At 65.9% G+C, this 25,643-nt stretch carries 30 protein-coding genes; 12 read left to right on the forward strand and 18 right to left on the reverse strand.

Annotated features, from left to right (window positions below; genetic code table 11):
* The coding region (locus PK98_RS15230) for a TonB-dependent receptor plug domain-containing protein (RefSeq protein WP_161792459.1) at nt 1–2,000 on the reverse strand (2,000 nt) is incomplete at its 3' end.
* A gap of 144 nt (nt 2,001–2,144) precedes the next feature.
* Nucleotides 2,145–3,119: a LysR family transcriptional regulator gene (locus tag PK98_RS15235; protein ID WP_081996319.1), complete on the reverse strand. Its 975-nt coding sequence runs from the start codon at nt 3,117–3,119 to the stop codon at nt 2,145–2,147.
* A gap of 237 nt (nt 3,120–3,356) precedes the next feature.
* On the opposite strand from PK98_RS15235, the gene PK98_RS15240 reads away from it, so the two are divergent.
* On the forward strand, nt 3,357–4,985 hold the full coding sequence (locus PK98_RS15240; RefSeq protein WP_235425557.1) for a carboxylesterase/lipase family protein: 1,629 nt from the start codon (nt 3,357–3,359) through the stop codon (nt 4,983–4,985).
* On the opposite strand, the gene PK98_RS16885 is transcribed toward PK98_RS15240, so the two are convergent.
* The 5 genes from PK98_RS16885 to PK98_RS15255 form a co-directional block, all read right to left on the reverse strand.
* Entirely contained in the window at nt 4,976–5,650 is a 675-nt protein-coding gene (locus PK98_RS16885) for a hypothetical protein (RefSeq protein WP_152608759.1), read from the reverse strand. The two genes, PK98_RS15240 and PK98_RS16885, sit on opposite strands and share 10 nt — an antisense overlap.
* 522 nt (nt 5,651–6,172) lie before the next feature.
* Nucleotides 6,173–6,601, reverse strand: coding sequence for a hypothetical protein (locus PK98_RS15250; protein ID WP_039097929.1), 429 nt, complete (start codon nt 6,599–6,601; stop codon nt 6,173–6,175).
* On the reverse strand, nt 6,571–6,807 hold the full coding sequence (locus tag PK98_RS16890) for a hypothetical protein (protein WP_152608761.1): 237 nt from the start codon (nt 6,805–6,807) through the stop codon (nt 6,571–6,573). Before PK98_RS16890 ends, PK98_RS15250 begins: the two co-directional genes overlap by 31 nt.
* Nucleotides 6,804–7,331 (reverse strand): hypothetical protein, encoded by a 528-nt coding sequence (locus tag PK98_RS16895; RefSeq protein ID WP_152608762.1) that lies wholly within the window; start codon nt 7,329–7,331, stop codon nt 6,804–6,806. The genes PK98_RS16890 and PK98_RS16895 overlap by 4 nt, the downstream gene beginning before the upstream one ends.
* Before the next feature lie 298 nt (nt 7,332–7,629).
* Nucleotides 7,630–8,196 (reverse strand): hypothetical protein, encoded by a 567-nt coding sequence (locus tag PK98_RS15255; protein WP_152608775.1) that lies wholly within the window; start codon nt 8,194–8,196, stop codon nt 7,630–7,632.
* A 167-nt stretch (nt 8,197–8,363) separates the two neighbouring features.
* On the opposite strand from PK98_RS15255, the gene PK98_RS15260 reads away from it, so the two are divergent.
* Nucleotides 8,364–9,563 (forward strand): tetratricopeptide repeat protein, encoded by a 1,200-nt coding sequence (locus tag PK98_RS15260; RefSeq protein ID WP_039097931.1) that lies wholly within the window; start codon nt 8,364–8,366, stop codon nt 9,561–9,563.
* 7 nt (nt 9,564–9,570) lie between these two features.
* On the opposite strand, the gene PK98_RS15265 is transcribed toward PK98_RS15260, so the two are convergent.
* Nucleotides 9,571–10,053 carry an RES family NAD+ phosphorylase gene (locus tag PK98_RS15265; protein WP_039097932.1) on the reverse strand — a complete coding sequence of 161 codons (483 nt, stop codon included), beginning with the start codon at nt 10,051–10,053 and terminating at the stop codon, nt 9,571–9,573.
* Between the two features lie 11 nt (nt 10,054–10,064).
* Entirely contained in the window at nt 10,065–10,415 is a 351-nt protein-coding gene (locus tag PK98_RS15270) for an antitoxin Xre/MbcA/ParS toxin-binding domain-containing protein (RefSeq protein ID WP_039097933.1), read from the reverse strand.
* A gap of 78 nt (nt 10,416–10,493) precedes the next feature.
* Between PK98_RS15270 and PK98_RS15275 the strand changes: the two genes are divergently transcribed.
* Both PK98_RS15275 and PK98_RS17120 read left to right on the forward strand, forming a co-directional pair.
* Entirely contained in the window at nt 10,494–10,775 is a 282-nt protein-coding gene (locus PK98_RS15275; RefSeq protein ID WP_039097934.1) for a hypothetical protein, read from the forward strand.
* On the forward strand, nt 10,742–10,909 hold the full coding sequence (locus tag PK98_RS17120; RefSeq protein ID WP_161792460.1) for a hypothetical protein: 168 nt from the start codon (nt 10,742–10,744) through the stop codon (nt 10,907–10,909). The genes PK98_RS15275 and PK98_RS17120 overlap by 34 nt, the downstream gene beginning before the upstream one ends.
* 175 nt (nt 10,910–11,084) lie before the next feature.
* Here the strand turns inward: PK98_RS17120 and PK98_RS17505 are convergent, their stop codons facing one another.
* From PK98_RS17505 to PK98_RS15290, 3 genes are all read right to left on the reverse strand, one after another.
* Complete coding sequence (locus tag PK98_RS17505; protein WP_039097935.1) at nt 11,085–12,326, reverse strand: type II toxin-antitoxin system HipA family toxin; 1,242 nt, start codon at nt 12,324–12,326, stop codon at nt 11,085–11,087.
* Complete coding sequence (locus tag PK98_RS15285) at nt 12,323–12,640, reverse strand: helix-turn-helix domain-containing protein (protein ID WP_039097936.1); 318 nt, start codon at nt 12,638–12,640, stop codon at nt 12,323–12,325. Before PK98_RS15285 ends, PK98_RS17505 begins: the two co-directional genes overlap by 4 nt.
* A 78-nt stretch (nt 12,641–12,718) precedes the next feature.
* Nucleotides 12,719–13,558 (reverse strand): DUF3883 domain-containing protein, encoded by an 840-nt coding sequence (locus PK98_RS15290; protein WP_039097937.1) that lies wholly within the window; start codon nt 13,556–13,558, stop codon nt 12,719–12,721.
* 111 nt (nt 13,559–13,669) lie between these two features.
* Here PK98_RS15290 and PK98_RS15295 point away from each other — a divergent pair, with 111 nt between their 5' ends.
* The 5 genes from PK98_RS15295 (at nt 13,670) to PK98_RS15315 (ending at nt 17,068) form a co-directional block, all read left to right on the forward strand.
* Nucleotides 13,670–14,173: a metallophosphoesterase gene (locus PK98_RS15295; protein ID WP_039097938.1), complete on the forward strand. Its 504-nt coding sequence runs from the start codon at nt 13,670–13,672 to the stop codon at nt 14,171–14,173.
* A gap of 28 nt (nt 14,174–14,201) precedes the next feature.
* Nucleotides 14,202–14,447, forward strand: coding sequence for a type II toxin-antitoxin system Phd/YefM family antitoxin (locus PK98_RS15300; protein ID WP_039097939.1), 246 nt, complete (start codon nt 14,202–14,204; stop codon nt 14,445–14,447).
* A gap of 102 nt (nt 14,448–14,549) precedes the next feature.
* On the forward strand, nt 14,550–14,858 hold the full coding sequence (locus tag PK98_RS17285) for a type II toxin-antitoxin system VapC family toxin (RefSeq protein ID WP_200885073.1): 309 nt from the start codon (nt 14,550–14,552) through the stop codon (nt 14,856–14,858).
* Between the two features lie 66 nt (nt 14,859–14,924).
* A complete protein-coding gene (locus PK98_RS16535) occupies nt 14,925–16,364 on the forward strand; it encodes a DarT ssDNA thymidine ADP-ribosyltransferase family protein (RefSeq protein ID WP_081996320.1) in 1,440 nt (479 codons plus the stop codon).
* Complete coding sequence (locus PK98_RS15315) at nt 16,364–17,068, forward strand: DarT1-associated NADAR antitoxin family protein (protein ID WP_039097974.1); 705 nt, start codon at nt 16,364–16,366, stop codon at nt 17,066–17,068. Before PK98_RS16535 ends, PK98_RS15315 begins: the two co-directional genes overlap by 1 nt.
* A 4-nt stretch (nt 17,069–17,072) precedes the next feature.
* Here the strand turns inward: PK98_RS15315 and PK98_RS15320 are convergent, their stop codons facing one another.
* On the reverse strand, nt 17,073–17,774 hold the full coding sequence (locus PK98_RS15320) for a HEPN domain-containing protein (RefSeq protein WP_039097940.1): 702 nt from the start codon (nt 17,772–17,774) through the stop codon (nt 17,073–17,075).
* Complete coding sequence (locus PK98_RS15325; RefSeq protein ID WP_039097941.1) at nt 17,771–18,478, reverse strand: hypothetical protein; 708 nt, start codon at nt 18,476–18,478, stop codon at nt 17,771–17,773. Before PK98_RS15325 ends, PK98_RS15320 begins: the two co-directional genes overlap by 4 nt.
* A gap of 216 nt (nt 18,479–18,694) precedes the next feature.
* Between PK98_RS15325 and PK98_RS15330 the strand changes: the two genes are divergently transcribed.
* The gene (locus PK98_RS15330) at nt 18,695–19,372 is read left to right on the forward strand and encodes a hypothetical protein (RefSeq protein WP_200885074.1); all 678 of its coding nucleotides are present in this window, start codon (nt 18,695–18,697) and stop codon (nt 19,370–19,372) included.
* A 55-nt stretch (nt 19,373–19,427) separates the two neighbouring features.
* Here PK98_RS15330 and PK98_RS15335 read toward each other — a convergent pair whose 3' ends face one another.
* Entirely contained in the window at nt 19,428–19,739 is a 312-nt protein-coding gene (locus tag PK98_RS15335) for a TA system antitoxin ParD family protein (RefSeq protein ID WP_052208927.1), read from the reverse strand.
* A 134-nt stretch (nt 19,740–19,873) separates the two neighbouring features.
* On the opposite strand from PK98_RS15335, the gene PK98_RS15340 reads away from it, so the two are divergent.
* The gene (locus PK98_RS15340) at nt 19,874–20,572 is read left to right on the forward strand and encodes a hypothetical protein (RefSeq protein WP_039097943.1); all 699 of its coding nucleotides are present in this window, start codon (nt 19,874–19,876) and stop codon (nt 20,570–20,572) included.
* Nucleotides 20,573–20,947: 375 nt separating this feature from the next.
* Here the strand turns inward: PK98_RS15340 and PK98_RS15345 are convergent, their stop codons facing one another.
* From PK98_RS15345 to PK98_RS15355, 3 genes are all read right to left on the reverse strand, one after another.
* A complete protein-coding gene (locus tag PK98_RS15345) occupies nt 20,948–22,144 on the reverse strand; it encodes a replication initiator protein A (RefSeq protein WP_039097944.1) in 1,197 nt (398 codons plus the stop codon).
* 154 nt (nt 22,145–22,298) lie between these two features.
* Nucleotides 22,299–23,411 (reverse strand): ParB/RepB/Spo0J family partition protein, encoded by a 1,113-nt coding sequence (locus tag PK98_RS15350; RefSeq protein WP_039097945.1) that lies wholly within the window; start codon nt 23,409–23,411, stop codon nt 22,299–22,301.
* A gap of 167 nt (nt 23,412–23,578) precedes the next feature.
* Nucleotides 23,579–24,772 (reverse strand): AAA family ATPase, encoded by a 1,194-nt coding sequence (locus tag PK98_RS15355; RefSeq protein WP_039097976.1) that lies wholly within the window; start codon nt 24,770–24,772, stop codon nt 23,579–23,581.
* A 296-nt stretch (nt 24,773–25,068) separates the two neighbouring features.
* Here PK98_RS15355 and PK98_RS16150 point away from each other — a divergent pair, with 296 nt between their 5' ends.
* Complete coding sequence (locus PK98_RS16150) at nt 25,069–25,635, forward strand: TPR end-of-group domain-containing protein (protein ID WP_152608764.1); 567 nt, start codon at nt 25,069–25,071, stop codon at nt 25,633–25,635.
* Nucleotides 25,636–25,643: the final 8 nt, after the last annotated feature.

Genomic DNA, 25,643 nt, shown 5'->3' on the forward strand with positions numbered 1-25,643 from the left:
AGCAGGATGTCGCTGATCGGCTTCCAGGTCAGACCGCCCTTCCAGGTGCCGACGGAGCCCGAGATGCTGTAGTCGGTGACCCGCGCCGCGCCGTTGAAGTCCAGCTCGCCAAGGCCGAACTCCTCGCTCAGCAGCGGGACGATCACCTCGACATAGGCTTCCTTCACGTTCTGGCTGGCGCGGGGGAAGTTGCGCGGCGCACGGGTGTTGAGCGCGCCGGCCTGGCTCAGATCATCGACATCGGTCCGCAGCGTCTCGCGGCGGTAATTGCCGCCGACGCCGATCGACACCGGGCCTGCCCACAGGGAGAACGGCTCACCGTTGATGTTTGCGGTCACCTCGGTCAGCGTGCTGATCGCCCGGGCATAGCCGCCGGCAAAGGCGTAGGCATAGGCTTCCGGCGAGACGTTGGTCCGTCCCAGGGCGTTGATGGGCTGGCACCCGTTTGTCGGGCTGGTCAGCGTCGACCGGCAGGCGACCGATCCGATCGCCAGGCCGGATGTGCCGACATTGGCGGAGGTTACGCGGACCGCATCGATCGCGCGCAGGAAGTTGGCGGTGATCGCCGAATTCTCGATCGTCTGCTCGCTCTTGTTGCGGCCATATTGCGCATTCACGTCCCAGCGCCAGCTGCCGCCGAACGCGCCGCGGAGGCCGCCGGCGATCCTTGCCGTCCGGTTGCGGATCTCCAGCCGCGGCGGGCCGACATCGTTGCCGAGATAGCCGATGCTGAGGCCGGCAGCGGGCACCAGCGCCCGCTGGGCAGGTGTCAGCGCATCCTGCAGATAGGCATTGTCGGGGCGGAAGTTCAGGAAGCCGGTCGTGCCGCCGGTGGCAGCCCGGATCTGTGCGGAGATGTTGCGGACGCGCACGTCCGAATAGAGCGGCTCCACCCACGCCTCGATATCGCTGCCAAGGTCATAGGTGAGATGTGCCAGCAGGTTGTACCGCCGGCTTGCCGGCCGCAGGACCTGGTAGGGATTGACGTTGCTGCCACCGATCATCGAGGTGCCGATCTGGCCCTGATACAGGCCCGCATCGAACGGCACGGCCGACACTCTTCCGTCGGCCCCGGCCACGAACTGCAGGTTCCGCAAGGCGACGGGATTGCTCGCGACGGACGGGGTGATGAGGCCACCGGTCGTCAGCGTGCCGAACAGCACGTCGTCTGCGACGAGGTTCGCCGCCAGGCCGGCCGCACGGTTCGTGGGCGGAGACACCAGCCCGGCGTTGCGCCGGCCCCAGTCACGTTTGGTGTTGAACAGGTCGGTCCCGGTGTTGCGGTTGTACTCCGCCCCCAGCACCAGGTGACCGCGACCATCGGCGAAGGCCGTGCCGCCCGCGAGCGAACCGAAGAAGTCCTTGGCATCCTCATGGCGGGTCTGCCCGTATTGCACGGTACCCTTCACCCCGGTCAGGCGCGTGTTGATCTGCAGGTTGACGACACCCGCCACCGCGTCGGAGCCGTAGGCGGCCGATGCGCCGCCCGTGACGACATCGACCTTGCTGAGCAATGCGCTGGGAATGATGTTGAGATCGGGTACGCCTGCAACCGACTGGCCGGGGACGGTGATGCCCGGCAGGCGGAGGCGATCCAGCAGCACTAGCGTGCGGACCGGCCCCAGGCCGCGCAGATCGACATTGTTGGCGCCGACATTGCCGATGCCGCCGGATTCCGGGGCGGCGGTACGCCGGAAGGAAGGCACCTCGTTCAGCACGTCCGCGACATTGACGGCGGCGCGCTGTTCCAGCGTGGCGGCGCCGACGACGGTCGTCGGGGTCGGGGCGGTGAAGCCGGCGCGATCGATGCGCGAGGCGGTCACCACGATGTCCTGGCCCGGATCATCGGTGGCGGGCGCAGGCGTGGTCTCGATAACCGGGCCCACGGCGCCGGCAGGTGCCTGGCCGGCATCGGCCGGGGTTTGCACCGGCGTCGCCGAAGCTGCGCCGGTCGGTGTCGGATTGGTCTGGGCCCCGGCAGTACCGGTCGAAGCAAGCATGCCGACGGATGCGAGCAGCCACGATGCGTAGCGCATTTCTATCCCCTCCAGATATCGGCCTCTATGGGCCGTTAGAGGATGCCCGTTTCCCAGATGAGAGACTGTTGAGCAAATCGATTGAAACGATACGCAGTGATGAATTTCTTAGCTGGCAGTAGGACCGCTTCCGCCATGATGATTGCGCAGGCGTTCGATGATGGCGGCAACATCGGCCTCCGGTTCCTCCGCAACGATGCGGATCGCTCCGATCAGCCAGTGCAGGCCCTGGTCGGATGTACGGGTACGATGGTACTGCGCGGTCTCCCGCATGGCGGGAAAGGCAAACGGCAGCGGCGAGTACGCCAGCGGCAGGTACCCGGCCATGACCTGCGCCAGCCTCCGGTGCATCATCGCCAGGCGCTGCGTGCCGCGCAGCAGCCACGGCACGGTCGTGAACGAGGACGCGACACATTCGATCTTGCGGACATGGCCCAGGGCCAGCAGATGCTTGTCGGCGAAGGTCACCTGACGATGACGTCCGATCGCGACCGCCACGTGACCGGAGGAGAGAAAGGCGTCGAAGTCGATGCCCTCGGCGAAGGCCGGGTTTCCGCTCCAGCCAGCGACGACGATCTCTTCCTCGAACAGATCCTCCGTGGGCGAGTCCGGCAACATGAATTCGCGCGGGCTGATGAGCAGATCCAGCTCGCCGATCCGCAAGGATTCGGAAGCCGCCTCGTCCGGCGAGATGAACTCGAGCCGGATGTTGGGCGCGAAGACCGACAGCGCTTCGGTGAGCGGCGCAAGGATGGCGGCGACGATGTAGTCCGATGCGATCACGCGGAACACCCGGCGGGTCGATGCAGGATCGAACACGCGCGACGTCAACAGCACCGCATCGGTAGCATCGAGAAACCGGCCAAGTTCGTTCTGCAGTTGCTCGGCAAAGACGGTCGGGCACATCCGGCGCCCATCGGACACGAGCAGCTGATCACCGAAATATTGGCGGAGCTGCGCCAGTGCGGCGCTCAACGCCGATTGCGTCAGCCCCAGCCGCTCGGCCGCGCGGCTGACATTGCGGGTCTCCATCAGCACATCCAGCGCGTGCAGGAGATTGAGGTTGAGCCCCTTGTAACGCATCCGATCCGCCTCTCGCCTGATTGTCGTTCCGGCCCGGTGACCGGGTCTGTCATCGCAGGCTATTCCGGGTTTCGATGGCAATCCACGATTATTATTCGTTTACGCGATCGCGGCTCACTCGATTAGCCTGCGACCAGCAGACGCGGCAGGTTAGGGCAACCGATCCCGGCAACCGCGCAGAATGCAGCGGGCGACGCAGAGTTCGCCCTGACTGCCGGCAGGAGACAGGGACCGATCATGACAGCCAAGTCACGCTTTCGCACCAGCGCATTTGCCCTGGCAAACGGGATGGCCTTGATGACTATCACGGCCCCCGCCGCCGCACAGGAAATCGCGCCTGTTGTGAGGATCGATGCCGGCCAGGTCGAGGGCAAGGCACTGCCATCGGGCGTGAATGCCTTTCTCGGCATCCCCTACGCCGCGCCGCCGGTGCGGGACCTTCGCTGGCGCGATCCCGCGGCGGTTCAGCCGTTCGCCGCCACCTTTCACGCGGATCGCTACGCGCCGCAATGCCCGCAGCCCAGCCGCAATGCGATGGCCAACCAATACTCCGGTGCCGAGGTAACGAGTGAAGACTGCCTGTACCTCAACGTGTGGGCGAAGCCGGGACTGACGAAGGCGCCGGTGATCGTCTTCATCCATGGCGGCGCCTTCTTCATCGGCGCGGGATCGATGCCGATCTACGGTGGCGAGACTGTCGCGCAGCGTGGCGCCGTGTTCGTGAACCTGAACTATCGTCTCGGCGTGCTCGGCTTCCTTGCGCATCCTGATCTGTCCCAAGAGTCGCCGCACCAGACCTCGGGCAATTACGGTTTCCTGGATCAGATCGCGGCGTTGCGCTGGGTGCACGACAACATAGCGCAGTTCGGCGGCGACCCCGACAACGTGACCATCGCCGGCCAGTCCGCAGGGTCGATGGCCGTGCTGGCGTTGCAGGCCAGCCCGTTGGCAGCGGGGCTGTTCCAGCGTGCCGTCGGGATGAGCGGCGCGGCAATGCGGTCCACCGGTCCGTTCGCACTTCGCCCGCTGCCGCAGGGCGAAGCAGAAGGCCTGAAGTTCCAGCAACTGGTTAACGCCGACAGTCTGGCCGAGATGCGCAACCTGCCGGTTGATCGGCTGACGCTGCCGCGCGTGCCGGGCGCACCCGCGATCGGCGCGATCCAGGACGGCCATGTCCTGACCGCGCCGATCGAGACCACTTTTGCCGAGGGGAAGCAGAACGACGTTCCCCTGCTGCTCGGCTTCACGCGAGACGAGGCGCTCGGCGGATTTGGTGCAATCGATGGCTTGGCCGACTATCGTGAGCGTGCCGCCGAACGCTTCGGAGAGCGCGCGGATCTGTTCCTCACGCTGTATCCTGCGCAAAGCGACCAAGAGGCGCGGATGCAAGCCAGGTTAGCGGACCGGGACTCCACCATGGTTGCACCGATGTTTCAATGGGCTCTCGCCCAAGGCGCTCGCGGCCGGGCACCCGTTTATAGCTACATGTACGCTCACCCGCACAGCTATGCACCCGATGTCACTTTCAGCGACCTCGATCCGGCGACGGCGGGAGCGTACCACACATCCGAAGTGCCGTTTTGGCTGGGTACGCTCGACAGCTTCAACCAATATCGCCACACGCGCGCTTGGACAGCTGACGATCAGGCTCTGAGCACAACGATGACGGAGGCACTGATCGCCTTTGCCAGGAACGGCAATCCTGCAGGCGCGGGGCTCGATTTCCGCAGCTTTGACAAGACGAAGCCTGAACTGCTGAAACTTGACACGGTCAGTCGGCAAGCTCCGTGGCCCGACAGTCGCAAGCTGGCGTTCTTCTACGATATGCCGCTAGCCCCTATCGTGGTAAGGAATGTTCAAGACTGATAGTGTACCGCCAAGGTCCTTAACTCAGCGGCAAACAGATGTCGCCGTGCTGCGACGGTGCTCAAAAACGATCGCCCATGTCGTGCTTTCCGCTCAAGCCGATCCGGGTGATCCTTCAATCCAGCCGGCTCATCCTTATCGTCACGAATGGGAATGCCGCACCCGTAGATCCGTTCGCACAAGCTAGCCTGCCCGCGAATGGCACCGAACGTCCGTGCTGAATTGTTCAGTCGCTTGGCCTGTTTGACCTCTTCCAACCTGCCTTGAACGAACCATAGCTGAGGTCCTTGGCCCTCATGCGGCACAAGCATGAAGCGATCGGCCGATCCCAGGCAGAACACATAGTTCGCATAGCGCGTGGTCACCGATGATCGCTGCAATACGATGTCGAACAGGAATGGGTGCCCAGCCTGTTGCTGGTCGATGTAGCTCGCCAACACGTCGCAATCTTCGAGTTCGGCGAGGGTCGGAAGCAGGTGATGATCGAGTGGCATGCGGTTATCGCCGGCGATGAAGGCGATCGGCCGTTCTGCCAAACGATAGCACCGTGGGATCCGACGGTCAGGCTTGATATGCTTCACGGCGCCGCCACCCATGATCTCGTGCAGCACGCGCATCATCACGTCGCGCGGCTCATCGCTGTCTCTCAGCATCGGACCATCCACGCAGCCCCGATCCTGTCACGGGTGTGCGCTCTCCTGGTGTAGTTCATTTCATTCCTCCTGCTATTCGTCCCGTTTTGAACATCGTAAGAACAAAACGTTAACATCCTTCAAATTCGCGATTGAATGGCGGATGCTTTGGCGACATCAATCCGTCCGATGTTTCCGATGCCGCAGTGCTGTATTCGTCTGGGCACAAACGGCGCGGACGCTTTCAGGCCAAATTGTCTGGCGGTCGGGCAGCTCTGCGCCCAGCGTATCTTGAAGCCTCAGGATTGCGGCTTGGCTGGTCCACCGCCGAACAAATCCCACATCGCATTCACCGCGCATCGGCCGATCGCGTAATCAGTCAGCGGTGCCATCTATCTTCCTTTGTCCTGCTCCTGCGGCGTGAGACGCATTTCATCCGACCACCAGGAGGCACCTTCCTCTACCTGCACCCACGTCACTGATTTTACCCCGGAGCGGCGCGGCCGGGCAGGCTAGCTGCATGCAGCAGCCCAGCCTAACCGACTGCGCCTTTGCTCAGCCAGCAGACCATCCATGGGCCGTGCGGAAGGCATTCCACTCAGCCTCGTATTTCAGCTGCATGTCGGCTGGATGGTCCCGGAAATCGGGATGAACCCGACCGAAGCCTGAAGCGCGATGCTCCAGGCTGAGCGTGAAGATATGGACATGCGGCCGGGCAGCGCTGCGCGCGTCCGACGGCATGTGCTGCACCAGGATGCTGGACAGCTTGCGGGGCTGCAGGACTGCCGACACGTACAGGTAAGCGCGGTGCATCATCTGCCAGCGCGGCATGTCCGGATCGAAGCGCAACGTCTGCAGCGCGCCCAGCAATGTGACGCCCTGTACGGTCTGACAATCGTAAGTGTGGAAGAACGCCTGCAGGCTATCCGGATCGGGCACACCGTCGGCAGGGATCAGCCGGTATCCCAAGCAGTGATCGGCCATCCGGGTTCAGCTGCCGTTTGTTCAGTCGCACTGGGCCGGCGTGGCTGAAGCTTCGCCTCAACAAGGTCCGCGCACAAATGGCGGGTGCCTGTAGAAGTGTTCCTGCTCCACAGAACCGCGAATCCAAAGTCGGACGCAGAGCCGGTCCCCGCCGGATCATCGAACACCATGTCCATGGCTCCTTGCGGATCGATCCAGTCGTTCATCGTCCGGTCCTCCCAGTGCGCGCCAAGCGGACGATCTCTGCGACTGCGCGGCACAACCCGTCGCTGCGTTCATCAGCATCGGCGTAGGGACATCGGCCGAAGCGGCTAACACCCGCTTCGTCAATTTCGAGACAGTGTGACACGGATGTTTCCGTCGGGACGAGCCACAGGCTTGCATCAGTGTGGCGGTAGAAAGCGAGGTCATGCAGGCCGACTGGAGCACCAGCAATCGATACGTCCACCAGCACCGGATCAAGCCCTTCAGGGTGCAACCCGCTGCGCACCAACAACACGCTGTAGTGCCACATCCGTGCTGCCTCGGTGACCGCCAAACGTACCAGCGGGCTATCGAACGAAGTCGCCGGCAGTATGAGATTACAAGTGGGTAGCAGGTGCCCTTGCACCGGCATGCCCTCGGTGAACGACAGGAGGTCGGCAGGGCATGCAGCTAGCGCTTGCAGAGGCAGCGCGAGCACGCGTGCGGACGGGTTGGCCAAATGGCCGGTCGAGTAGTTCTGGAGCAAAGAAAGGTACCTTCAAGCGGGAGGATCACCGCCATTCGTCGGCGGATCAGGCTGCCTGAATTTCATTTCTCAAACAGCTTCACCTATTTTGCTTGTTTATTCACTTTGCCATTTAACCGCGGTCGCTGACGTCCTTGCTGAACGGCCGAATTTGGTGCAGCCTCAGAATAATGCCGATAGCTTTTACCTCACCATGAGTGAAGAAGATGGTTGCGATCGACGACAGGACGAAAGCTCTCGGTTTCCTTTAAACCGTCCCTGATCTCGAACATCGTTCAGGCGGCCGAACTTGCCAGCCTCACCCCGCCCCCAGCGCCGCCCGCGCCTCTTCCGTGATCGTGTACACCGCCTGCCGCTGCGCCCCGCGGTTCTCGTGGTCGACGCGGTAGCCCTGGTAATGCCGCCGCACGAGGCCGGCGCGCACCAGTTCGGACACCGCACGGCTGACATTGGTGCGGCCCGACTGGCGCACGCGGCGGCGCACCTCGTCCTCGACCACCTGCTCGGCCTGCGCCGGATCGGCCGGCAGCGTGCGCGCACATGCCAGTTCGCGCCGCACCCGTCCCTCGATCGCCCGCCGGCGCGGATCGCGTGCGCCGACCGGCAGCAGCGCATCGCACAGCCAGTCGCGCACCGGCACATGCCGCCCGCCTTCGCGCACATAGGGCCCGGCGCTGCCGGTGCCTGCGCCCGCCTGCGCGATCAGGTTCAGCACCATAAAGCTGTAGCGCGGCCGCTCGCACATCCGCGCCAGCCGCTCCAGGATGGCGCGCAGGTCCACCGGACCGGGCGCAGCGGCGGGTTCGGCCGGAACAGGCGCCCTGCCCTGCCCAGTGGCTGCGGCGAAGAGATCAGGCTGCGTCATCATGCGAACAGATGAAGCACACCGGGACTCCGCCGTGAATCCCTCCCGTGCCGCCGGCGACCGCTTTTGCCGCCAGTGGCACTTTACCGGCGGCGGGCGGGGTAAAGTGCCACAGGTGGCAGGTGCGCCCGATTGCCCCGGACGCACAGCCGCGGCATCAAGCATCCATGTTCGACGACATCCCGCCCCAGCTCTGGCCACTAATCGTGCTGGCTGCGGCGGCGATCGTGCCGGTGCGCTACATCATCCGGCATGTGGTGCACACACCGCGGTGGCGCGAGATCACCCTGCTGCCGGAGGATCTGGGGTGGCGCACGCCTGCGAACCTGATTCGCAGCGTGGCGGCGCTCGTGCTGCTCGCCGCCCTCGCGATCTTCATCTTCACGCCGCAGGCGGCCCGGTTCGCGCAATCGTGGAGCTTTGCCGCCCTCGTGCTTGCCGGCCTTGGCACCTATGCCCTCCACACCGTCTGGCGCGGGCTGAAGGACGGCCATATCGAGCCGATGAGCAGGGGCATGTCGTGGGAGTTCTCTCGCGAGGAGCAGCCAAAGCGGTTCTGGGTGTCGGTCGCGTGGAACACCCTCATCGGCGTCGGGATGTTTCTTGCGCTGATCGCTGGCTCGCTGTCCGAAAGCCGCGACAGCTGCGCCGAGGTTGACAGCGAAGGCGAAGCCCGCGCCGCCCTGCCTGCCTGCAACACGCTGCTGGCCGAAGCCGAGGATCCGGACAGGCGCGCCATGCTCCTGGCGGCGCGCGGCCGGATGCATCACTGGCTGGAGGAGCCGGCACGGGCGCTCGCCGACTACTCCGCGGCGCTCGCGCTCGATCCGCAGGACGCCACCACCCTGCACAACCGCGCGCTGGTGCATGAGCAGATGGGCGATGCGGCCGCCGCTCTGGCAGATTACAACGCTTTACTGATGGTGCAGCCGGACAATCCGGCGGGGCTGCTCGCGCGGGGCGAACTCCTGCACGAGATGGGCGCGCCGGATGCGGGCATTGCCGACTTCACCAGCGCCGCCACGCTGGAACAGAATGACCTGCAGGCGCTGGCCAACCGGGGCATGGCCTATGCCTGGCAGGGCGATCGCGCGGCCGCGCTGGCGGACCGCGCCCGGATCGCCGCTCGTGCCCCCGGCCACCCTGCCCTGCTGCGCATCGATACCCTGCTGGCGCTCAAGGCCGAGGACCAGCCCGCCGCTCTCGCCCTGCTCACCAGCAGCCTGCAGGCGGAACCGGATGACGCATGGGCCCTGATGCAGCGCGCCAACATCTACTGGAAGATGGGCGAGATGGATCTGGCGCGCGACGATGACGACCGGGTGGATCGGCTGCGCATGCAATACGAGCAGCAGAACGGACGATAGCGCCCGTCTACCCCAGCCGCCCCTCATCATCCACCAGCGACACCTGCCCGTCCCACGCCCACAGCACCAGGTTGCGCGCATCGGCCGGCGCGCCGCGGGCATAGCTGGGCACGACCAGCCCTGCGAAGCCGCCAGCGATCAGCCGCTCCGCCAGTTCGTGCGTCGTCACAGCGCGGCCGGCCAGCATTGCATCCTGCCAAGCCGGGTCGGCCAGCAACTCCGGCGTGGCGCCATGCTCCGCCAGCGCCGCGGCGTCCGTCCCATCCACCAGCGGTCCCACATCGGCCCGCAGGCACACCAGCGTGGTCGGCTGCAGCAGCCCCACCCGGTTCGCTTCCCTGATGGCGGTATCGGGCGCCAGCGAGGTGTACAGCGCCGCGCGCCCAACCTGGTTGAACCGCCCGCCGAACCGCGCCGCGCCTTCGCCGGACAAAGCCGTACGCGCCCAGACCGGGTTCAGCGCACGATACAGCAGCCCCGAGTAGTGCACCGCCTCAAGCTTCAGGCGTAGACGCCGGCATCCACCGCATCGACATAGCGCAGCACGTCGTCCGCGCGGTTCTCGTGCACCAGCTGCATCGCGGTGCGGTTGTCGAAGCCGGACAGCGGCTCCGACCGGTACCAGGCATAGGCCAGCAGCGGCGATCCGAAGCGGGTCTCCACCTTGTTCAGGATCTCCACCATCTGCCGCAGCCGCCGCTGCGTGCGGTCGGAGGCGATCCGCTCCTTGCGCTGCACGGCATCCTTGCCGAGGCCCAGCGAGCGCGCCAGTTCGTCACTGGTGGTGCGCAGCACGGCGGCGATCTTGCGCGGGGCGAACTGCCCGTGATCGGTATAGGCGGCGAGTACCATGATGCATCTTCCCAGAAATACTGACGTTGATATATGCCAGAATGGACGGCAGGCAAGCGCCCGGGCAGGAGCATCGGAATGTTTGGCTATTTCCTCAACCGCTGGATCATGACCCGCCGGTTCGAGCAGGTCGAGGCACGCTATGTCTACCGCCGCCGCCCCGATCTGCCCGGCATCGCCCTGTCAGCGGAGGAGCGGCAGGCGACGTTGCGCGCATTCCGCCGGCGGTACTGGCGCCATATCCTGCTGCTCTATGGCGGGCTCATCGCACTGGCGGCGGCAGCGGCGCTGGCGCTGCAATCCTGGGCTTTGACGATCGTATCGCCATGCCCATCGGCTACACGCTGGCAGCGTTGCTGATCGTCGTGATCGTGCGGGAACAGCGCAGTTGGGCGCGCCTGCCGGAAACACTGTACGCCGGTCGCCCGCCGGTTGCCGCCACGGTGCCCACCGGCACCTGGGCGCAACGCTACGCGGCGCCGTCGCGGCGGTGATCATGGCCGGTCTAGGGGGCGCTCGTCCTGATCTATGGCGCGATCGCCGCGCTGCTGGTCCCCCGCTCCGCCGGTGCGGAGCTGGGCCACTGGCTGATCTTCACGGCCTTCGCGACCGGGTTTCTGATGGCTGTCGCAGGCGCTGTCATCAAAGCGCGGCGGGCCTGACACCGCCTTACCCGAACGCCACCGCCACCCGTGCAAGCCGCGCCTCGACCTCCCCGGCGGACTCCCTCACCCCCAGCTCCCCGCTCAACCGCGGCCATTCCGCCAGCGCCCCGCGCACCTCGTCAATCACCGACGCGATGCTCCGCTCCGCCAGTCCATGCCGCCGCCCCAGCGCCACTACCTGCGCATGGCGGATCGCCCGGCCCTCCCCTTCCACCGCCAGATAATGCTCGCCCCCCGGCCCGGCGGAGCAGGTGAGGTCATAGGCCGGCGCCAGCCGCCACCCGCCCGCCTCGTCCTGCAGGAAGGCATGCTGGCGCGTGTGATCGTCGCGATTGTGGGCCAGCACGTTGAACACCATGCGGCGGAACGCCTCGGCCACGTCGCCCGCGTGGCGCGTGATCGCCAGCGTCGCGCGCAGGAAGCCGTCATAATCGAGGCTCGGCATGTCGGACGAAGCCTCCAGCGCGCCCGCCAGCGACACCATGTGCACCCGTACGCCCCCCTCTGATCCGGCACCGGGCCGGTCGAAGCGCCGCGTGGCAAAGTGGCCCGGACCGTCTGCGGACGGCAGCAGCCGCGTCTCCGCCATGGCGATGCCGGCCAGCCGCGCCATCCGGGCATAGGCTTCCTCCACCGAGCCGCTATCGGGATTGTCCACTGGCGCGCGGAACTTCACGATCCATCCATCCCCGCCGGGCAGCACCGCGCCATCGGTGCCCAGCCCGACATGCACCTTGGGTCGCGCTCCGCCCGATGCGCCGCCCAGTCGCGCCAGCAGGTCCAGCGCATCGGTTTCCTCGCCCGCCAGCACCGCCTGTGCTTCCGCCGCCAGCGCGTCGAGGTCGATGCCGCCCGCCAGTTCCTCCGCCGGCACCGCCGGTTCGAACACCAGCGCGCCCCGGCCATCCCGGCCTACCAGCGCCAGCCGGTCCGCGGGGCTCAGCGTCGCCAGAACCACCCCCTGCCGCGCCAGCCGCCGGCGCAGCAGCAGGTGGCCCCAAGCATCGGGCAGGCTGTCGGACAGGAAGCCGTGCAACCCGCCGAACGCCTGCCCACGGGCGCCATGCAGCCCCGGCAGCGGCGGGTACAGCAGCGGATCGACCTGCCACCCCTGCGCAATGACTGTGTCGCTCCATTCCAGTTGCGCCAGCCCGCCGGCCATCGCCAGCCGCCCGATCGCCTCCGCAGGCGCGCGCTCATCGCGCACCATGCCGATCTGCAGCGGAGTACCGGGTGTCAGCCTCACGGCTTTGCCCGCGCTGACGGCGCCCGCTGGCGGACTTTTGGCGCGGCGGCCGCCTGCTGCCGCAGCAACTCATCCATCGAACTCGCCGCCACCTTGGGAAACAGGTCGCCTACCCCTTCCTCGCACCGCAAGGCCACGGCCGCACGCACCAGATCCTCGATGGAGGCTTTCCCCTGCCCCTCCAGCCGCCGCCAGGTGCGATAGGCCACCCCTGCCCGCTCTGCTGCTGCGGCCTGCGTATAGCCCAGCCCGATCCGGCGGGCCTTCACTCGCCGGCCCAGATCGGCGATGATTTCTAATGGAGTATGAAGCATTGTCCTTATATGGACGATTAACTCTCCCGTAGCAATCTTAATGACCATAGTTGGCCACCGCTGAACGCCCACCGCCGTCTAACGTAGCGCCGCCAGGAAGCTCGTCGCCGTCAGTTCCGCATGGGCCTCCAAAGGCGGGCGCAGGCTGAAAGCTTTGGGGGTGCGCGCGAAATCATACAGCCGCACCAGGTGCCAATCATCCCGCCTCGCCTCGGCTACGGCCACTTCGTTACGGCTGATGTGGAAGGGGGTGCGCTCCCAGCCATTGGTGGTCTTCACCTCCACCAACCGCTCGCGCCCGTCGGGCAGGAAGCTGGCGATGTCATAGCCATAGCCGTCCCCATCCTCCTGCGCGGTCCAGCGCACCTTGCGCGCCAGATCGTCGCGCCCCGCGGCGGCCAGCTGCTGGCGTTCATGCGCCAGCACCAACTCCTCGCCCGCCTGGCCCAGCGCCCGATTGCGCGCATCCCGCTCCGCCACGTCATACTTGCGACCGATTGCCGCGATGAAGGCGGGATCGACCGGCGGCGGTTCGTTGCGCTGCGCCGGCGGCGGGCCGATCCACAGCCGTGCGGCGCTGTCGGCCACTGCGGACTGCCCTGCCCGGCCCGCCTTGGGCGCCAACCAGCCCGGGTGCTGGTTCAGCCACCGGAGCACGCCATCAACCAGCGCATTCTGGAAGTTCGCCGCCGGCTTGTAGCCGTTGATCCATGGCTGCCCCAGCCCGAGCATGACCGCGCTGATGTTCTGGTGCTTGAACTCGATAGAGCCACGACCGCGGTCGATCTGCCCCTGCAACACCCGGTTGTGTTCCGCCTTGCTGAAGGACCGCCTTGCCAGCTCGTCGGCCAGCATGGCGAAGTAATCCGCCACGATCCCGTCGATCTCCGCGCCGCTCCAGTCGCTGCCGGCCGGCATCAGCGCCGCCTCACGGTTCTGGGGTGGAGGAACTCCATAAGCTGGCAGGATAGCGGCACAGACCTGCTTGCCAAGGCGCGAACCGGATCGCTCCGCAATCGTTCGGCTGTCATGGCCACCTTCTTCACCGCGGACACCCATTTCGGCGACCATCGCACGATCAACCTGTGGCGCCGCCCCTTCTCCGACACCCTCACCATGGACGCCCTGCTGATTGAGCGCTGGAACGCCACCGTCGCGCCCGGGGACACCGTCTGGCACCTGGGCGACGTTGCCCGCCGCGCCGCTGATGTGCCTGCCTTGTTGGCCCGCCTGAACGGCACCAAGCACCTGCTGCGCGGCAACAACGACCCCGACGCCACTTTGCAGGCCGAAGGCTGGGTCAGCACCGCCGCCTATGCCGAGATCGCGCAGGACGGCCACGCCCTTGTCCTGTGCCATTATCCGTTCCGCAGCTGGAACGGCCAGCACAAGCGTGCCCTCAACCTGCACGGCCACAGCCACGGCCGGCTGAAGCCGATACCGCGCCAGTTCGATGTCGGCGTGGACGTGCATGGCTGGGCGCCGGTCACGCTGGCGCAGCTGCTGGCAGGGCGGGTGAAACAAGTGGGCTAAAGATGATGGACCAAGTCAGGGACAGCGTATGGAAACTGTTAACATTCGCGATGCCAAGACGCACCTGTGGCGCCTACTCGCCCAGTTCGCCGACGGCGACAGCGTGGTGATCGCCCGCGCCGGCAAACCGGTCGCCTGCCTCGTGCCCGTGGAGCCGCCGGCAGTGCCTGCCCCGCGCCGCCTGGGCTTCATGGCCGGCCAGCTGCGCATGCCCGATGATTTCGACCGCATGGGGCAGGACGAGGTGGAGGCGCTGTTCGGCGGCCGGCCGTGAAGCTGCTGCTCGACACGTATCTGCTGCTATGGGCCGCGGCCCTGCCGGGTCGCCTGTCCCCATACCGCCACCGCGCTGATCGAGGACCCGGCAGACGACCTCATGTTCAGCGCCGCCAGCCTGTGGGAGGTCGCGATCAAGAGCAGCCCGGGGCGGGAAGATTCCGCCGTTGATCCCGCCCTGCTGCGTCGTGGCCTGCTTGACGATAGCTATATCGAGCTGCCCGTCACCAGCGCCCACGCGGTCACCGTGGCCACCCTGCGCCCGATCCACCGCGACCCGTTCGACCAGTTGCTGGTCGCGCAGGCGCAGACGGAAGGTGTGACCCTGCTGCGCGGACGGACTGGTGTGCCGCTATCCGGGGCCGATCCGACGGGTCTTAAGGCGGCGCGATCCGGAACAAGCGAATGATCCGCCTTCCCACGCACCGGCACATGCGTCATTCTGCAGACGGATCGCGGCAGGGAGCATGGTCGGGTGAGCTTCTGGGTCATAGTCATCGGCATCATCCTGTTCCTCGGCTGGCTGGGCCAGTTCCGCACTGGCAGTGCCTCGACCACGCATGCATCAAAGCCGCCATCGCGCCTGCAACAGACGATCGCCACAACCAAGGCGGCGGCCATGCCGCCTCCACATGTCGCCAACCAGCCGCAAGGTCTGCTCGGCGAACTCAACGAAAGCCTCTCGCGTGTCCAGGCGGTACAAGAGGCCACCAGCCGACTGCAACGCGACATGTCGCTCGAACGCGTTTTGATCGAAGCCGCGATGAGAACCGCCGAGACACGCCTAGCCGCTGATCAGGCCCGGCGCGCAATGACACCAGAAGGACGCCGGATATATGATCAGGCGTTCAAACGCCTGCAAGGCTTGGATCTCGGATCAGCGGGAGGGTCCACGCTAGTCCCAGATTACCGCAAGCCCGATTTTACATTTCCGCAAACTCACTACGGCTCCGATGTGGCGGAAGCCATTCGCGAGAAGATTGCGGCACTGCAGGACGAGCGCAATACCTTCATAGTCGAGATCAAAACTCGGATAGCGAGCAGTAATCTTGCCCCCAATGTGCTCACGGCGCTGCATGAACTCGGCAGCCGGAAGGCGTCCGCTTCGCTGAGGTCTGTCCTGGGTCTTTCGATCATGGATCTCCTGCCTGATAGCGATCGACTCACATCTTTCACTGCGCGAGGCGCCAGCACCGCACATCCCCTTCCGCCACCGACGCCTGTTGCGCCTGCTTCGTCAACTGCGCCCCCGGTGGATCGGCCGCTGACCCACACTGCCGCTATACGAGCGGAAGCCGAGGCTCGGGGCATAAACTGCCTGCTCCACTTCACCGACCTGCGGAGCCTGCCGCGTATCCTGCAGACCGGGCTGCAATCAGTCGCGGCAATGCGCGCGGCGGGCACGCCGTTCCGCTTCAACGATCACCTGCGCCTCGACGGGCAGCCCGATGGCATCAGCCTGTCGATCGGGCATCCCAATCATCGCATGTTCTACAAATGCCGCAACACCGGCCCGGTGCGCGATTGGTGCGTGCTGGTGCTCGATCCGGCCATCTTGTGGAGTCTGCCCGTTGCCTTCAACCGCCATAACGCCGCCGACAAACGGATGACCGGCCTGCCGCTGCAGCAGCGCCGGGATCCCGCCGCCCTGGCCGCCATGTTCGCACCCGCGGATGGCCTGCCGGATCGTGCTGCCGCACGGTTGCGCCCCTGCGACCCGACCGATGTGCAGGCAGAGGTACTGGTGCTTGCGCCCATCCCTGCAGCCCGTATCACCGGCATCGTGTTCCAGAACCATGCCAACGCCGCCGCGCACCGCACCCTGCTGGGCCCCCGCCGCAGCTTCGTGCACGATCGCGATCCCGGCTTCTTCTCCGGCCGCGACTACGTCCGCCGCGCCGGATGGAGCTTCTGATGGCCCGCCGCCCCGTCTTCGTGCCCCAGCCGGACGGTCCTGCCCCGGTGCGGACGGAACAGGTGGAGTTCACGTGGCATCCCGGCCTGTCGCTGTCGCAGAAACGCCAGTCCATCGCCGCCTTGCACCATGCCTCCCGTGAAGGGCTCGGCCTGCGCAGCGTGCTTGAGATCTCCAGCAAGTCGCCCGATGCGGTGGGCGTGGCGCTCAGCGCCTTCAATCTCACCTTCTGCCCTCCCGGCCGCATCCGGCCGCTCAGCGTGGAATGCGCGTTCCAGGGGAGCAAGGTATTTGCCGATGGCGGGCCGTTCACCGACCTGTTCGACGCCACATCGCGCGATGCCAAGCGGGACGAGCGGCTGCAATCCTCCGGCCGGCTGACCGGCTTTCGCTTCATGGACGGGCGCGACTGGGGGCTGGAGCCGCAATCCGCCTTCTACGATTGGCTGTATCTCAATGCCCTTGCCGGCCGGCCCGATCTGGCGGCGGAGGTGCTGAGGCACGAAGCCTTCACCGATATCGAGTTCAATCCGGAAAAGTCGATCAATTGCCAAGCCTATTCGGTCGCCCTGTTCGCCTCCTTTTCCCGCGCTAGGCGGTTGCAGCAGGCGATGCGCGATGCCGAGAGCTTCCTGGACGTCGTCAGTTCCCGCCCGGTGAACAATGCGCGGCAGGACGACACGCTGCAGGGCAGCCTGTTCTGACCCTCTAATCCTCCACTACCGGATAGTTCCGCATCGCCCAATCCTCGCCCGGATGGTCCATCATCAGGTCGACGAACACCGGCAGCAGGCAGCCCAGCAGCGCCGCTCCGTCGCGCACCTGCGCGCGATTGGCGGCGCTGTTCCAGGTGGCGCCGCCATGGACGAGCTGGTTGCGCAGCACATACAGCCGGTCGAAGAGGATCTGCAGCAGCGTTAGCGTGTCATGACCCTTCAAAGCGTAGCGCACCGCCGCCTGCCCGGCCGCGAACCGCTTCTCCCAGTCGGCGAAGCCCGCCTTGCCATTATGGTGCCGCCAGAACGGCCCGAAGACATAACGATTGTCCAGCAGCAGGCGGATCTCGTGCGGAAAGCGGGTCCAGATCAAATCGTAGATCCGGTGCGTTGCATCCATCCGCAGCAAGGCGGCGAAGAACGCCCGGAACTGATCCCGTTCGCCCGTGGCACCGCCCTCCTCCTCCAGCGCGCGGTCCAGATCGGCGGCATAGGCGGCGTTGAAGCCGATCCACAGCAGGATGAAGCGCACATCGCCATCCTCCCCGCTGGCCTCCGCACGCCGCAACCAGCTGAGCGCCCGGTGCACGCGCAAGGTCAGCGGCAGCGGGAAGCTGTCGCGCAAGGCCCGCTGCTTGTCCTTCAGCCGCTCGGGATGCGGCGGATCGTCGGAGCCATGAAGCGGTGGGGTCACAGCCCTGCCCTCCCCCGATCGTTGCGCCCCAGCCGGCGCGCCACATGCAGTTCGCGCACCATCAGCGCTTCCATCCGGCCCGCTCGCTCCTGCTCCACGATCCCGGCCGCCCGGTCGCCGATGCCGGCCAGCAGGTCCACCATACGGGCGGCAAGGTCGCGCGCCTCCGCCCGGCTGCCGGCATCGGCGATCAGCGCGTCATATTGCGCCACCAGCGCCGGCACCTGGACCGTCACCAGCGGCAGATCGTCATGATGGGTCGTCTGCGCCAGCACCAGCAGCCGCGCACAAGCGGTCCGTGCTCGCCGCAGCTCCGCCCGCCGACCCGGCGCCAGGCGCAGCGCCTGCTCCCACGCGGCGCCGACTTGGGGGAAGCCGGCGGGCTCCTCCACCTCGGGTTCAGGTTCCAGCATGCGCGCCCGGCCTTCGATGATCCCGCCCGTGGCCAGCTTGCGCGCCTCTCGCCGGCGCCAGGCCGTCCGCAACCCCAGCATTGCCGCGCCTGCGCCGGCCATAGCGCCCAGCGCCACCGCCGGCCCCTCGGCCCCCAGCGCACCGGCAAGCATCCCGCCGGCAATCGCCGCCAGCACCACCGCGCCGACCACCGCGAACGCCATCAGCACCCACACGAGCAGCGCGATCATCAGGCCCATGAACAGCAGGACCAGCACGCTCGCCACGATCACCGCCAGCACCACCGCCATTCACCCGCTCCCTTCCTTCAACATTGGACCCGCCATTGTATGGCCCTGCTACGACAGGATCGGTCAAGCCTCCTGCCTCATTGAACAATCCGTCTTGTCCCCGTCTCAGATTACCTGCATCTATATCTACTTGAGACGACGCTGATTTACTTGGATCACACAAACCATAACTGCCGACACCTCGAGCTATAGTGTTTTTATGGAATGGAGAAATACGTGTCGGATATCGACAAGCAGGAAGATGGCTCTCTAATTCTTTCAGCTGTACAAGCGGTAGCTATCTCGCCTGACTCAGCCAGGGAATTGGTAGCCAGATACAAGGGTCAGATTTCCTCTTCAAATCCGAATCCTACGACAAAGGAAGTCAATGACGCTGTCATTGACAAGATCATCAGCAGGTATGCGAAACTGGCTGCAGGATCGGGAGCCACCACAAGCCTCGCTGGTGTCATTCCCGGGGTTGGCACAGCCGTTGCTGCTTTAGGCGGCGGTTTCGCTGATATTGTGACGTGCATGAAGCTTCAGGTCGATATGACAATGTGCCTGTGCATGGCAATAAACAATGAGGTCACCGACGAAGATGCACGTCATATGACGTTTTACATCGCTGTAGCGGGTTCGCTGGAGCAAGTCGCGTCCGGGGCTGGCTCGCAAGCTGCTGCAAAAGCGGCAGCAAAGGTTGTTGGGAATGCCTTGAAAGGGGCGACTCTTCAGACCATCAAACAGTTATTTAAGCAGCTTGGCATCACCTTTACAAAAAAGGCAGCGATGCGAGTCATCCCCTTCGGAATCGGCGTAGTAATTAGCGCAGGGGCGAACTACGCTTTGACAAATTTTGTCGGGAGCGTTGCTCGAGACGTACTTATGGCAGAGCATAAGCCAGCAATCACGTAACAAACTACTGGCTGTACAATCTGAAGCCGCTGCTCGAGAGAAAATAGCAGCGGCTTCAATTGCCAACCACTTGCCCCAACCGCCGCCATCCGCCAAAGAAGCGCTCCTCCTCCGGCCCGGCTTTGCCCATCCGCTCGACGAAGCTGTCCAGCCAGACATCATGCTCCTCGTCGGACAGCACGCCGCTTTCCAGCTCGCCCGCCAGCGCGGCATTGATGCGTGCCTGGTCGTAGCGGCCTGACCGTTCGATCGCGCGGCCGATCCTGAGCCAATGCGTGATCTGCCCGGCGACGGACCGGCTCTGCAACTCGGATTCCCGCCGCACCGTGCTCATGATGTCGTCGCCCAGCTTCACCGATTGTGCCATCGCCACATCTCCCCGTGGGGTGAAAGGTGGCAATTTGTTACCCGCCGGACAGGCGCGCTGGCGCGTGCCTGGGTGATTGTGCGATCACTGCCCGGCCCGATCCTGGCACCCGTCAGACAGACTGGGACCTCACCATGCCACCACGCTTCCTGCTCGCCACTGCCCTCCTGCCGCTGCTGGCCGGCGCCTGCGCTGCGCCCGGTGTCGATAGGCCCCCAGCCCTGCCGACCGTGGCTGCGCGTTGCAGCAATGACGGGCTGATCCATGCGGAAGTGAGCGGTGCCGTCTCCCGCCATGTCGCCGCCTTGGTCACCCCCACGCTGGACGGCGCCCGCTTGCGCGAGGCGGCGCGGTTGACGCTGCCCTGCGGCTTCGCGCTGGATACGCGCTGGCTGCAGCATCTGATCGTGACCGATGGCACCGAGACGCGGCAATATGTCGAGAACAACCCGTTCGGCTTCGCCGTGCCGTTCGGCTTCAGCGAACGCGTCAGCCGGCCCTACACCTTGCGCGCCCTGCCCGAATCGTACCGCCTGACGCCCAAGACCTGCGCGCAGGATCTGGGCCGACCGCCGGAAGCCGGGCCGCTGTGCAGCGCCTTCGCCAGCAGCATGATGGTTGCCGAGGCGGAGCCGGCCGGCGGCCACCGCCTGCGGCACTATCGCATGCGGGATAGTGCCTGGCAGCCGGGGTTCGACGCGGCGGTGATCGGTGCCGAGATCGCCGCGCTATACTGGATCACCCTGCCCGATGCACCGGGCGGCACGGTGACGCTGTACCTGCGCGATGCGGCCGGGTTGTACCGGGTGTTCCTGGATGTGCCCCAGGGGTAAGCGCCCTTCCCCCATTCACCCCAGCAAAGCGACTTCGTCTCTTGGTTAGACGGGTTAAAGGGGTAGTTAGAACAGTTAGACCCCGCCGCCACCGCCTGTGCCGCGTTCCCGAAGGATCGGCCTTGCGTTCGCGAAAGGTCGATGGCTGCGTTCCCGAAAGGTCGGGTGCACGTTCCGGTTGTGACGCTGCCCGTTCCCGATAGATCGAACAGGGGGCTGCCGGCCCGATCTGGCCGCCGACTTTGAATCAGTTCCAACGGGCTGTCCGGTGAAAAGGTTCAGACCGGCCGTTTGTCCACAAGCTCCCTGCGCCGGCACGATCAGGACGCGACACTTCGGGAACGGCGCCGAGCATTTCAGCACAGGCGGATGCGGCTAGCGCACGGTCTGCCCGTGCTTGGCATGGTGCCGTTTCACCCAGCCGATGAAGGCTTTCTGCCAGTTTGCGGGCAGGCGCGCAGGGTCGGCATCAACCCAGCGTTCGAACTCGGCATGCAAGGCGTAGAGGTCCCAGCCGGGGCAAGTTTCGCGCAAGGTCGCGATGGTGCCCTCCTCCATGTGCCCGCGATGCGCCTTGTCCGCCAGGCCGCTGACCGCGCCGCGGATCAGGGCCGAGGCGTCGAGCAGCTCGGGCGCGGGCGCGTGTTTCCCCGGGGAAACATCGCCGCCCTGCCCGGCGCTGTCCGGCGCACGCTCCACCACTAGGCGCCGCTCGGCCCCGTCCTTGCCATCGACGCGGGTCATGCGCAGCAGCGGCTCGCCGCCGCGCGCCGCCGCCTCCACGCTCAAGGCATAGCCTGGCAGCGCGTTCTTTTCCGCCAGCTTCAGCATCTCGAACTTGAAGCGGCGATATTGCCCCTCCGCGCCCGACTTCTCGAACAGCACGGGCATGGAGATGGCAAAGCCACCCTCCCCGGCCCCGCCGGCATGCTTGCGCGCCACGCGGTACAGCCAGCGTTCGCGCCCGCCGGTGATGTCGAAATAGGCTCGGTCGATGCTGAGCACCCCGCCCTTCATCATCACGCCTTCCCAGAACCAGTTCGACAGCTCGATCGTCATGCCCCGGCTGCGCTCGGTCTTCTCGTCCACCAGCTGCGTCCAGCCATCCAGCCAGCTGAAGGTCGCCTCCCGCCGGTTCTCCGCGCGGATATTGGTCTTGATGGTGGTGGACACCAGCCGGTCGAGCGACTGGCCCAGCAGTTCGTAGGCGCGGCCCGTGGTCGGGCGACCGATGGCGCGCAGCAGGTCGTAGGGCATCAGGTGCAGCGTGCGCGGCACGTCGTTCACGCCGCGCCGGGCCATGTCGGCCAGCTGGCTGGCACACCAGATCAGGATGTCGGCATCCCAGATCGTCGCCATGCCATAATCAGGATTGGCGCTGACATGAACCCAAAGCTTGCCGTCGGGGCTGGTATAGTCGATCGGCTTGACCCGTTTCGACTTGGCCAGGCTGAAGAACGGCCGCTCCATCATCTCGCGCTGGTCGCGCAGCGGCATGTCCGCCAGATAGGGCAGGAACATGTCGAACTGCTCGGCCGAGCGGGCAGGGCGGGGGATGGAGGAGCTGGTCATCGCGATGTTTCCCCGGGGAAACACTGGTACAATTGAACGGCCTGCCGGGCAGGGCAGATAGGCCCCTGCCTGCGCAGGGGCGACGGGAAGGGTGACGGTCGCGCCATGTTTCCCCGGGAAAACATCGACGGGTCCGGGCAGGGCAGGGCGCCGATCACCGCTGCAGCCCGCGGCCCTGCCGCTGCAACCTGCCGAGCGCGGCGCCAACCTTGTCCAGCAATTGCTCGTCCGACAATCCATGGCCGGAATGCAGGCGCAAGGTCACGCCCTGGCGGGTCGTTCCCGCGACCGTCACAGCCGGCCGGCCATGCGCGCCGTCGATCACCACCTCGTCCAAACGCTCCGCCGTGTCGCGGCCGGCCTTCAGCAGGCGGGCGATCACGTCGGCAGCCGGGATGGCGGGCTGGCCGGCACCGCGGCGGGCGCGCTGTTCGCGGTTCAAGGCCGTGGCCGCCTTCAGAATGGCGCTACGATGCGGCCCTTCCAGCGCCTGTGTCAGCGGATAGGCGGGCTTCAGCTGGATCTCCGCCGGGCTGGCAAAGGCATCCACCACCATGGCGGGCAGGGCGGCGACGCGCAGCATCTTGGACAGCCACCCCTTGGACAGGCGCAGCCGTTCGGCCATGCGGGTCTGGTGGTTGTCGTAATGATCGGCCAGCGCGGCGGCATAGTTGCGCGCCCGTTCCAGGTCCGACACATCGGCCCGGGCCCGATTTTCGAGGTCAGCCAGGCGGAAGGCAGACTCGTCGTCGATCTGCTGCACCTGGGCCAGCAGCGCCATATCGGGATAGGAATGCTTGCGCAGCCAGCTGATCGACCAGTGACGCCGCGTGCCGGCGATCACCTCGTAATCATGGGCCGGATCATCCTCCACCCGGCGCACCACGGCGGGCACCTTCTGGCCCCCCTCGGCGATGATGGAGTCGATCAGTTCGCGGCAGCTGGCCTCCGTAAGGTGTTGGTAAGACCGGGCATTTCCCGGCCAGATGCGCACCCGTGCCGGGTCCAGCAGCAACTGCGTGACCTGCCGCACCTCGCCACTGCTGATCCGGGCGAGGGCGCTTTCGCGCGCCAGCAGGGTGGTGCCGCTACGCCGGTCGCGGCGGGTCGGGGAGGGCGCATCGTCATGCGGGCGATCGTCTTCCTGCACGGCGCCTGCGGCATCGGCGCTCTTGTATTCGGGCCCGGGTGCGGGCGGGGCGGGGGTGGTCGCCGGCTCGTCATCGGCCAGCAGGCCAGCCAGGTAATCCTTCTGCTTACGCGCCATGGTGCGGGTTCCTTCGCCGTTGCGGCGCGCCCGCTAGGGCGAACAAGGGACTGTAGGAAAGTGTTTCGTGACCGATCGATGTTTCCCCGGGGAAACATGCCGGGTCGGCACTCCAACTGTTGTTTCCCCGGGGAAACATCGCGGACGTGACGGGCAGGGCAGGGCGCTCAGCCATTGACCAGCAGCTCCTCGTCAACCCGCTCCACCCGGCCCCAGCCGGTGCGGACCAGCTGCTCGATCTGCCCGAGCGCCTCGTCCAGATTGGCGCGGCAGCGCTTGTGCGTTCTCGGAGTGCCGATGGGTTTCTCCAGCTCGTAGACCGTCATCATGCGCAGCGCGGCATGGCTGATCTCTGCGGAATCGAGAATCGGCACCGGTAGCAGCGCCGGGCCGAAGCTCTGCTCCATGATCGCGCGGACCATGTCGTGGCTGGGATCGTTGGCGTTGAACTTGGAACAGATCAGCCGCACCCAGCTGTAATCCACTGTTATTCCTGCATCCACCAGCTGTTCCAGCACCTGGTCCATCATCGACAGGAACTGCACGGTGGAACAGAAATCGGGCGTGGTCGCCGCCAGCGGCACCAGCAGCGCATTGGCCGCCTGCATCACCGCCAGGCTGATCGTGCCCAGTGCCGGCGGCGGATCCAGGATCACGATGTCATAATCCTTGGCCAAGTCCTGCAAGCCTTGCTTCAGCTTGCGGAAGCGGGCGGCCAGCACGCTCTGCCCGTCACTGCCGGCGGCGGCGAGCTCGTACTCCACGTCGAACAGCTCCAGGTTAGACGGGATCAGGTCCACATTGGGCCACGGCGTCCGCTTCACCGCATACAGCAGGTCGGCCTGCGTCGGGTCGATCGAGAGGTAGGGGTAGAGCGTCTCCTCCCGCGTGATGTTGAAATGCGGGTTGAAGCCGAACAGCGTGGTGGTGGTCGCCTGGCTGTCGCAATCGACCACCAGCACGCGATAACCCTGCACCCCGAAATAGTGCGCGAGGTGGGTGGTCACCGTAGACTTGCCCACGCCCCCCTTGAAGTTCTGTACTGCGACGATCGCCGGATTGTCCAGCGGCGCGCGGGCGGGGGAGGCGTTGAGGACGCTCCGCATGTTCTGCAGGTCGTCCACGCTGTATCCGGTGCGCCGGCCGTTCTCCGATGCGGGGGCAGGGGGCAGCCGCCCATCTTCCTCCGCCATGCGGATGCGGTTGGTGGAACACCCCAGCAATTGCGCCGCTTCGGCAATGCCAAACCTTACGTTCAGCCCCTTGCGGCTTTCAGGCAGAAAGGCGCGCTTGCGCAGCCGTTCGATCATCCGTTCGCCGGATGATGCAAGATCCCCGATCTGGTTGGCGATTGAATGCAGATCGGGCATATGAGGCGGTCCTGAAGGTTTTCCAGCCATAAGGTATAGAAGAAGGTTCAGGGGGGCAAGGGTGCGAGCCTGGGCCCGTTCGTCCGCCGGGACGCGCCATGCTGTGCTGAAACGGGGCATAATTCCATGGCTGATATTTGTGAGATACTGGTAAGTGATTGTAAAACCGTCTCCTCGCTTGTTGCCGGCGGTCAACTGCCAAACAAATCGCTGTCCCGTCCCAAGTAACGGGTTGTTGATGGGCCCGCCGTAGGGGCACAATGATCGGATCGCTTGTCGGGGGGCAGATGCGTCGTTCTTTCTTGATGATGATGGCCGCGTTGCTGGCCGTGAGTGGCTGTTCGACGAACGGGGGCGACGTGGCACCAGAGGCGGCGCTGACGCAGCTGCGCGCCAGCGTGGCCGAGCGCAATTACGGCCAGGCGCTGCAGCAGGCGCGCGAAGTGGTGCGCGAATATCCGAATGATCCGCGCCCCCGGTTCGAACAGGCGCGGGCAGAGGCGCTGATGGGCAATGACGACCACGCACTGACCGCGCTGGCCGCCGCGCTGGCGCGCGGGCTGGAACATCCGGCGCAGGCGCTGGCCGATCCGGCCTTCGCCACGCTGCGCGCCGCACCCGAATTCGCCGAACTGGCCCGGCAATATGCCGCGCAGCCCGGTGCGCCGGGCGCGACCGCGGCGCCCGCTGCGTTGACCGAGCCGGCCGTGCCGCCGCCGCGGGACAATGCCGGGCCGATGCCCTTTACCGAGCATCTTGCCGCCGGTTCCGGATCGGACCGGGTGGAGATTCTTGGGGGTGAGGATGGCGAGATCATCCGGGCGGGCGATGTGGAACTGAGGACGCGATTCTGATCCGCCAG

It is taken from the genome of Croceibacterium mercuriale (assembly GCF_000802385.1).
Lineage (GTDB): Bacteria > Pseudomonadota > Alphaproteobacteria > Sphingomonadales > Sphingomonadaceae > Croceibacterium > Croceibacterium mercuriale.

What these genes read in the sequence shown, in the direction of transcription:
- PK98_RS15300 (WP_039097939.1), top strand. Translation starts at nt 14,202, where the DNA reads ATGGAAACTGTTAACATTCGCGATGCCAAGACGCACCTGTGGCGCCTA.
- PK98_RS15260 (WP_039097931.1), top strand. Translation starts at nt 8,364, where the DNA reads ATGTTCGACGACATCCCGCCCCAGCTCTGGCCACTAATCGTGCTGGCT.
- PK98_RS16890 (WP_152608761.1), bottom strand. Translation starts at nt 6,807, where the DNA reads ATGAACGACTGGATCGATCCGCAAGGAGCCATGGACATGGTGTTCGAT.
- PK98_RS15315 (WP_039097974.1), top strand. Translation starts at nt 16,364, where the DNA reads ATGGCCCGCCGCCCCGTCTTCGTGCCCCAGCCGGACGGTCCTGCCCCG.
- PK98_RS17120 (WP_161792460.1), top strand. Translation starts at nt 10,742, where the DNA reads ATGCCCATCGGCTACACGCTGGCAGCGTTGCTGATCGTCGTGATCGTG.
- PK98_RS15325 (WP_039097941.1), bottom strand. Translation starts at nt 18,478, where the DNA reads ATGGCGGTGGTGCTGGCGGTGATCGTGGCGAGCGTGCTGGTCCTGCTG.
- PK98_RS15290 (WP_039097937.1), bottom strand. Translation starts at nt 13,558, where the DNA reads ATGCCGGCCGGCAGCGACTGGAGCGGCGCGGAGATCGACGGGATCGTG.
- PK98_RS15250 (WP_039097929.1), bottom strand. Translation starts at nt 6,601, where the DNA reads ATGGCCGATCACTGCTTGGGATACCGGCTGATCCCTGCCGACGGTGTG.
- PK98_RS15275 (WP_039097934.1), top strand. Translation starts at nt 10,494, where the DNA reads ATGTTTGGCTATTTCCTCAACCGCTGGATCATGACCCGCCGGTTCGAG.
- PK98_RS15340 (WP_039097943.1), top strand. Translation starts at nt 19,874, where the DNA reads ATGCCACCACGCTTCCTGCTCGCCACTGCCCTCCTGCCGCTGCTGGCC.
- PK98_RS15235 (WP_081996319.1), bottom strand. Translation starts at nt 3,119, where the DNA reads ATGCGTTACAAGGGGCTCAACCTCAATCTCCTGCACGCGCTGGATGTG.
- PK98_RS15350 (WP_039097945.1), bottom strand. Translation starts at nt 23,411, where the DNA reads ATGGCGCGTAAGCAGAAGGATTACCTGGCTGGCCTGCTGGCCGATGAC.
- PK98_RS15335 (WP_052208927.1), bottom strand. Translation starts at nt 19,739, where the DNA reads ATGGCACAATCGGTGAAGCTGGGCGACGACATCATGAGCACGGTGCGG.
- PK98_RS15270 (WP_039097933.1), bottom strand. Translation starts at nt 10,415, where the DNA reads ATGGTACTCGCCGCCTATACCGATCACGGGCAGTTCGCCCCGCGCAAG.
- PK98_RS16150 (WP_152608764.1), top strand. Translation starts at nt 25,069, where the DNA reads ATGCGTCGTTCTTTCTTGATGATGATGGCCGCGTTGCTGGCCGTGAGT.
- PK98_RS15345 (WP_039097944.1), bottom strand. Translation starts at nt 22,144, where the DNA reads ATGACCAGCTCCTCCATCCCCCGCCCTGCCCGCTCGGCCGAGCAGTTC.
- PK98_RS15295 (WP_039097938.1), top strand. Translation starts at nt 13,670, where the DNA reads ATGGCCACCTTCTTCACCGCGGACACCCATTTCGGCGACCATCGCACG.
- PK98_RS15240 (WP_235425557.1), top strand. Translation starts at nt 3,357, where the DNA reads ATGACAGCCAAGTCACGCTTTCGCACCAGCGCATTTGCCCTGGCAAAC.
- PK98_RS15285 (WP_039097936.1), bottom strand. Translation starts at nt 12,640, where the DNA reads ATGCTTCATACTCCATTAGAAATCATCGCCGATCTGGGCCGGCGAGTG.
- PK98_RS17285 (WP_200885073.1), top strand. Translation starts at nt 14,550, where the DNA reads ATGTTCAGCGCCGCCAGCCTGTGGGAGGTCGCGATCAAGAGCAGCCCG.
- PK98_RS15255 (WP_152608775.1), bottom strand. Translation starts at nt 8,196, where the DNA reads ATGACGCAGCCTGATCTCTTCGCCGCAGCCACTGGGCAGGGCAGGGCG.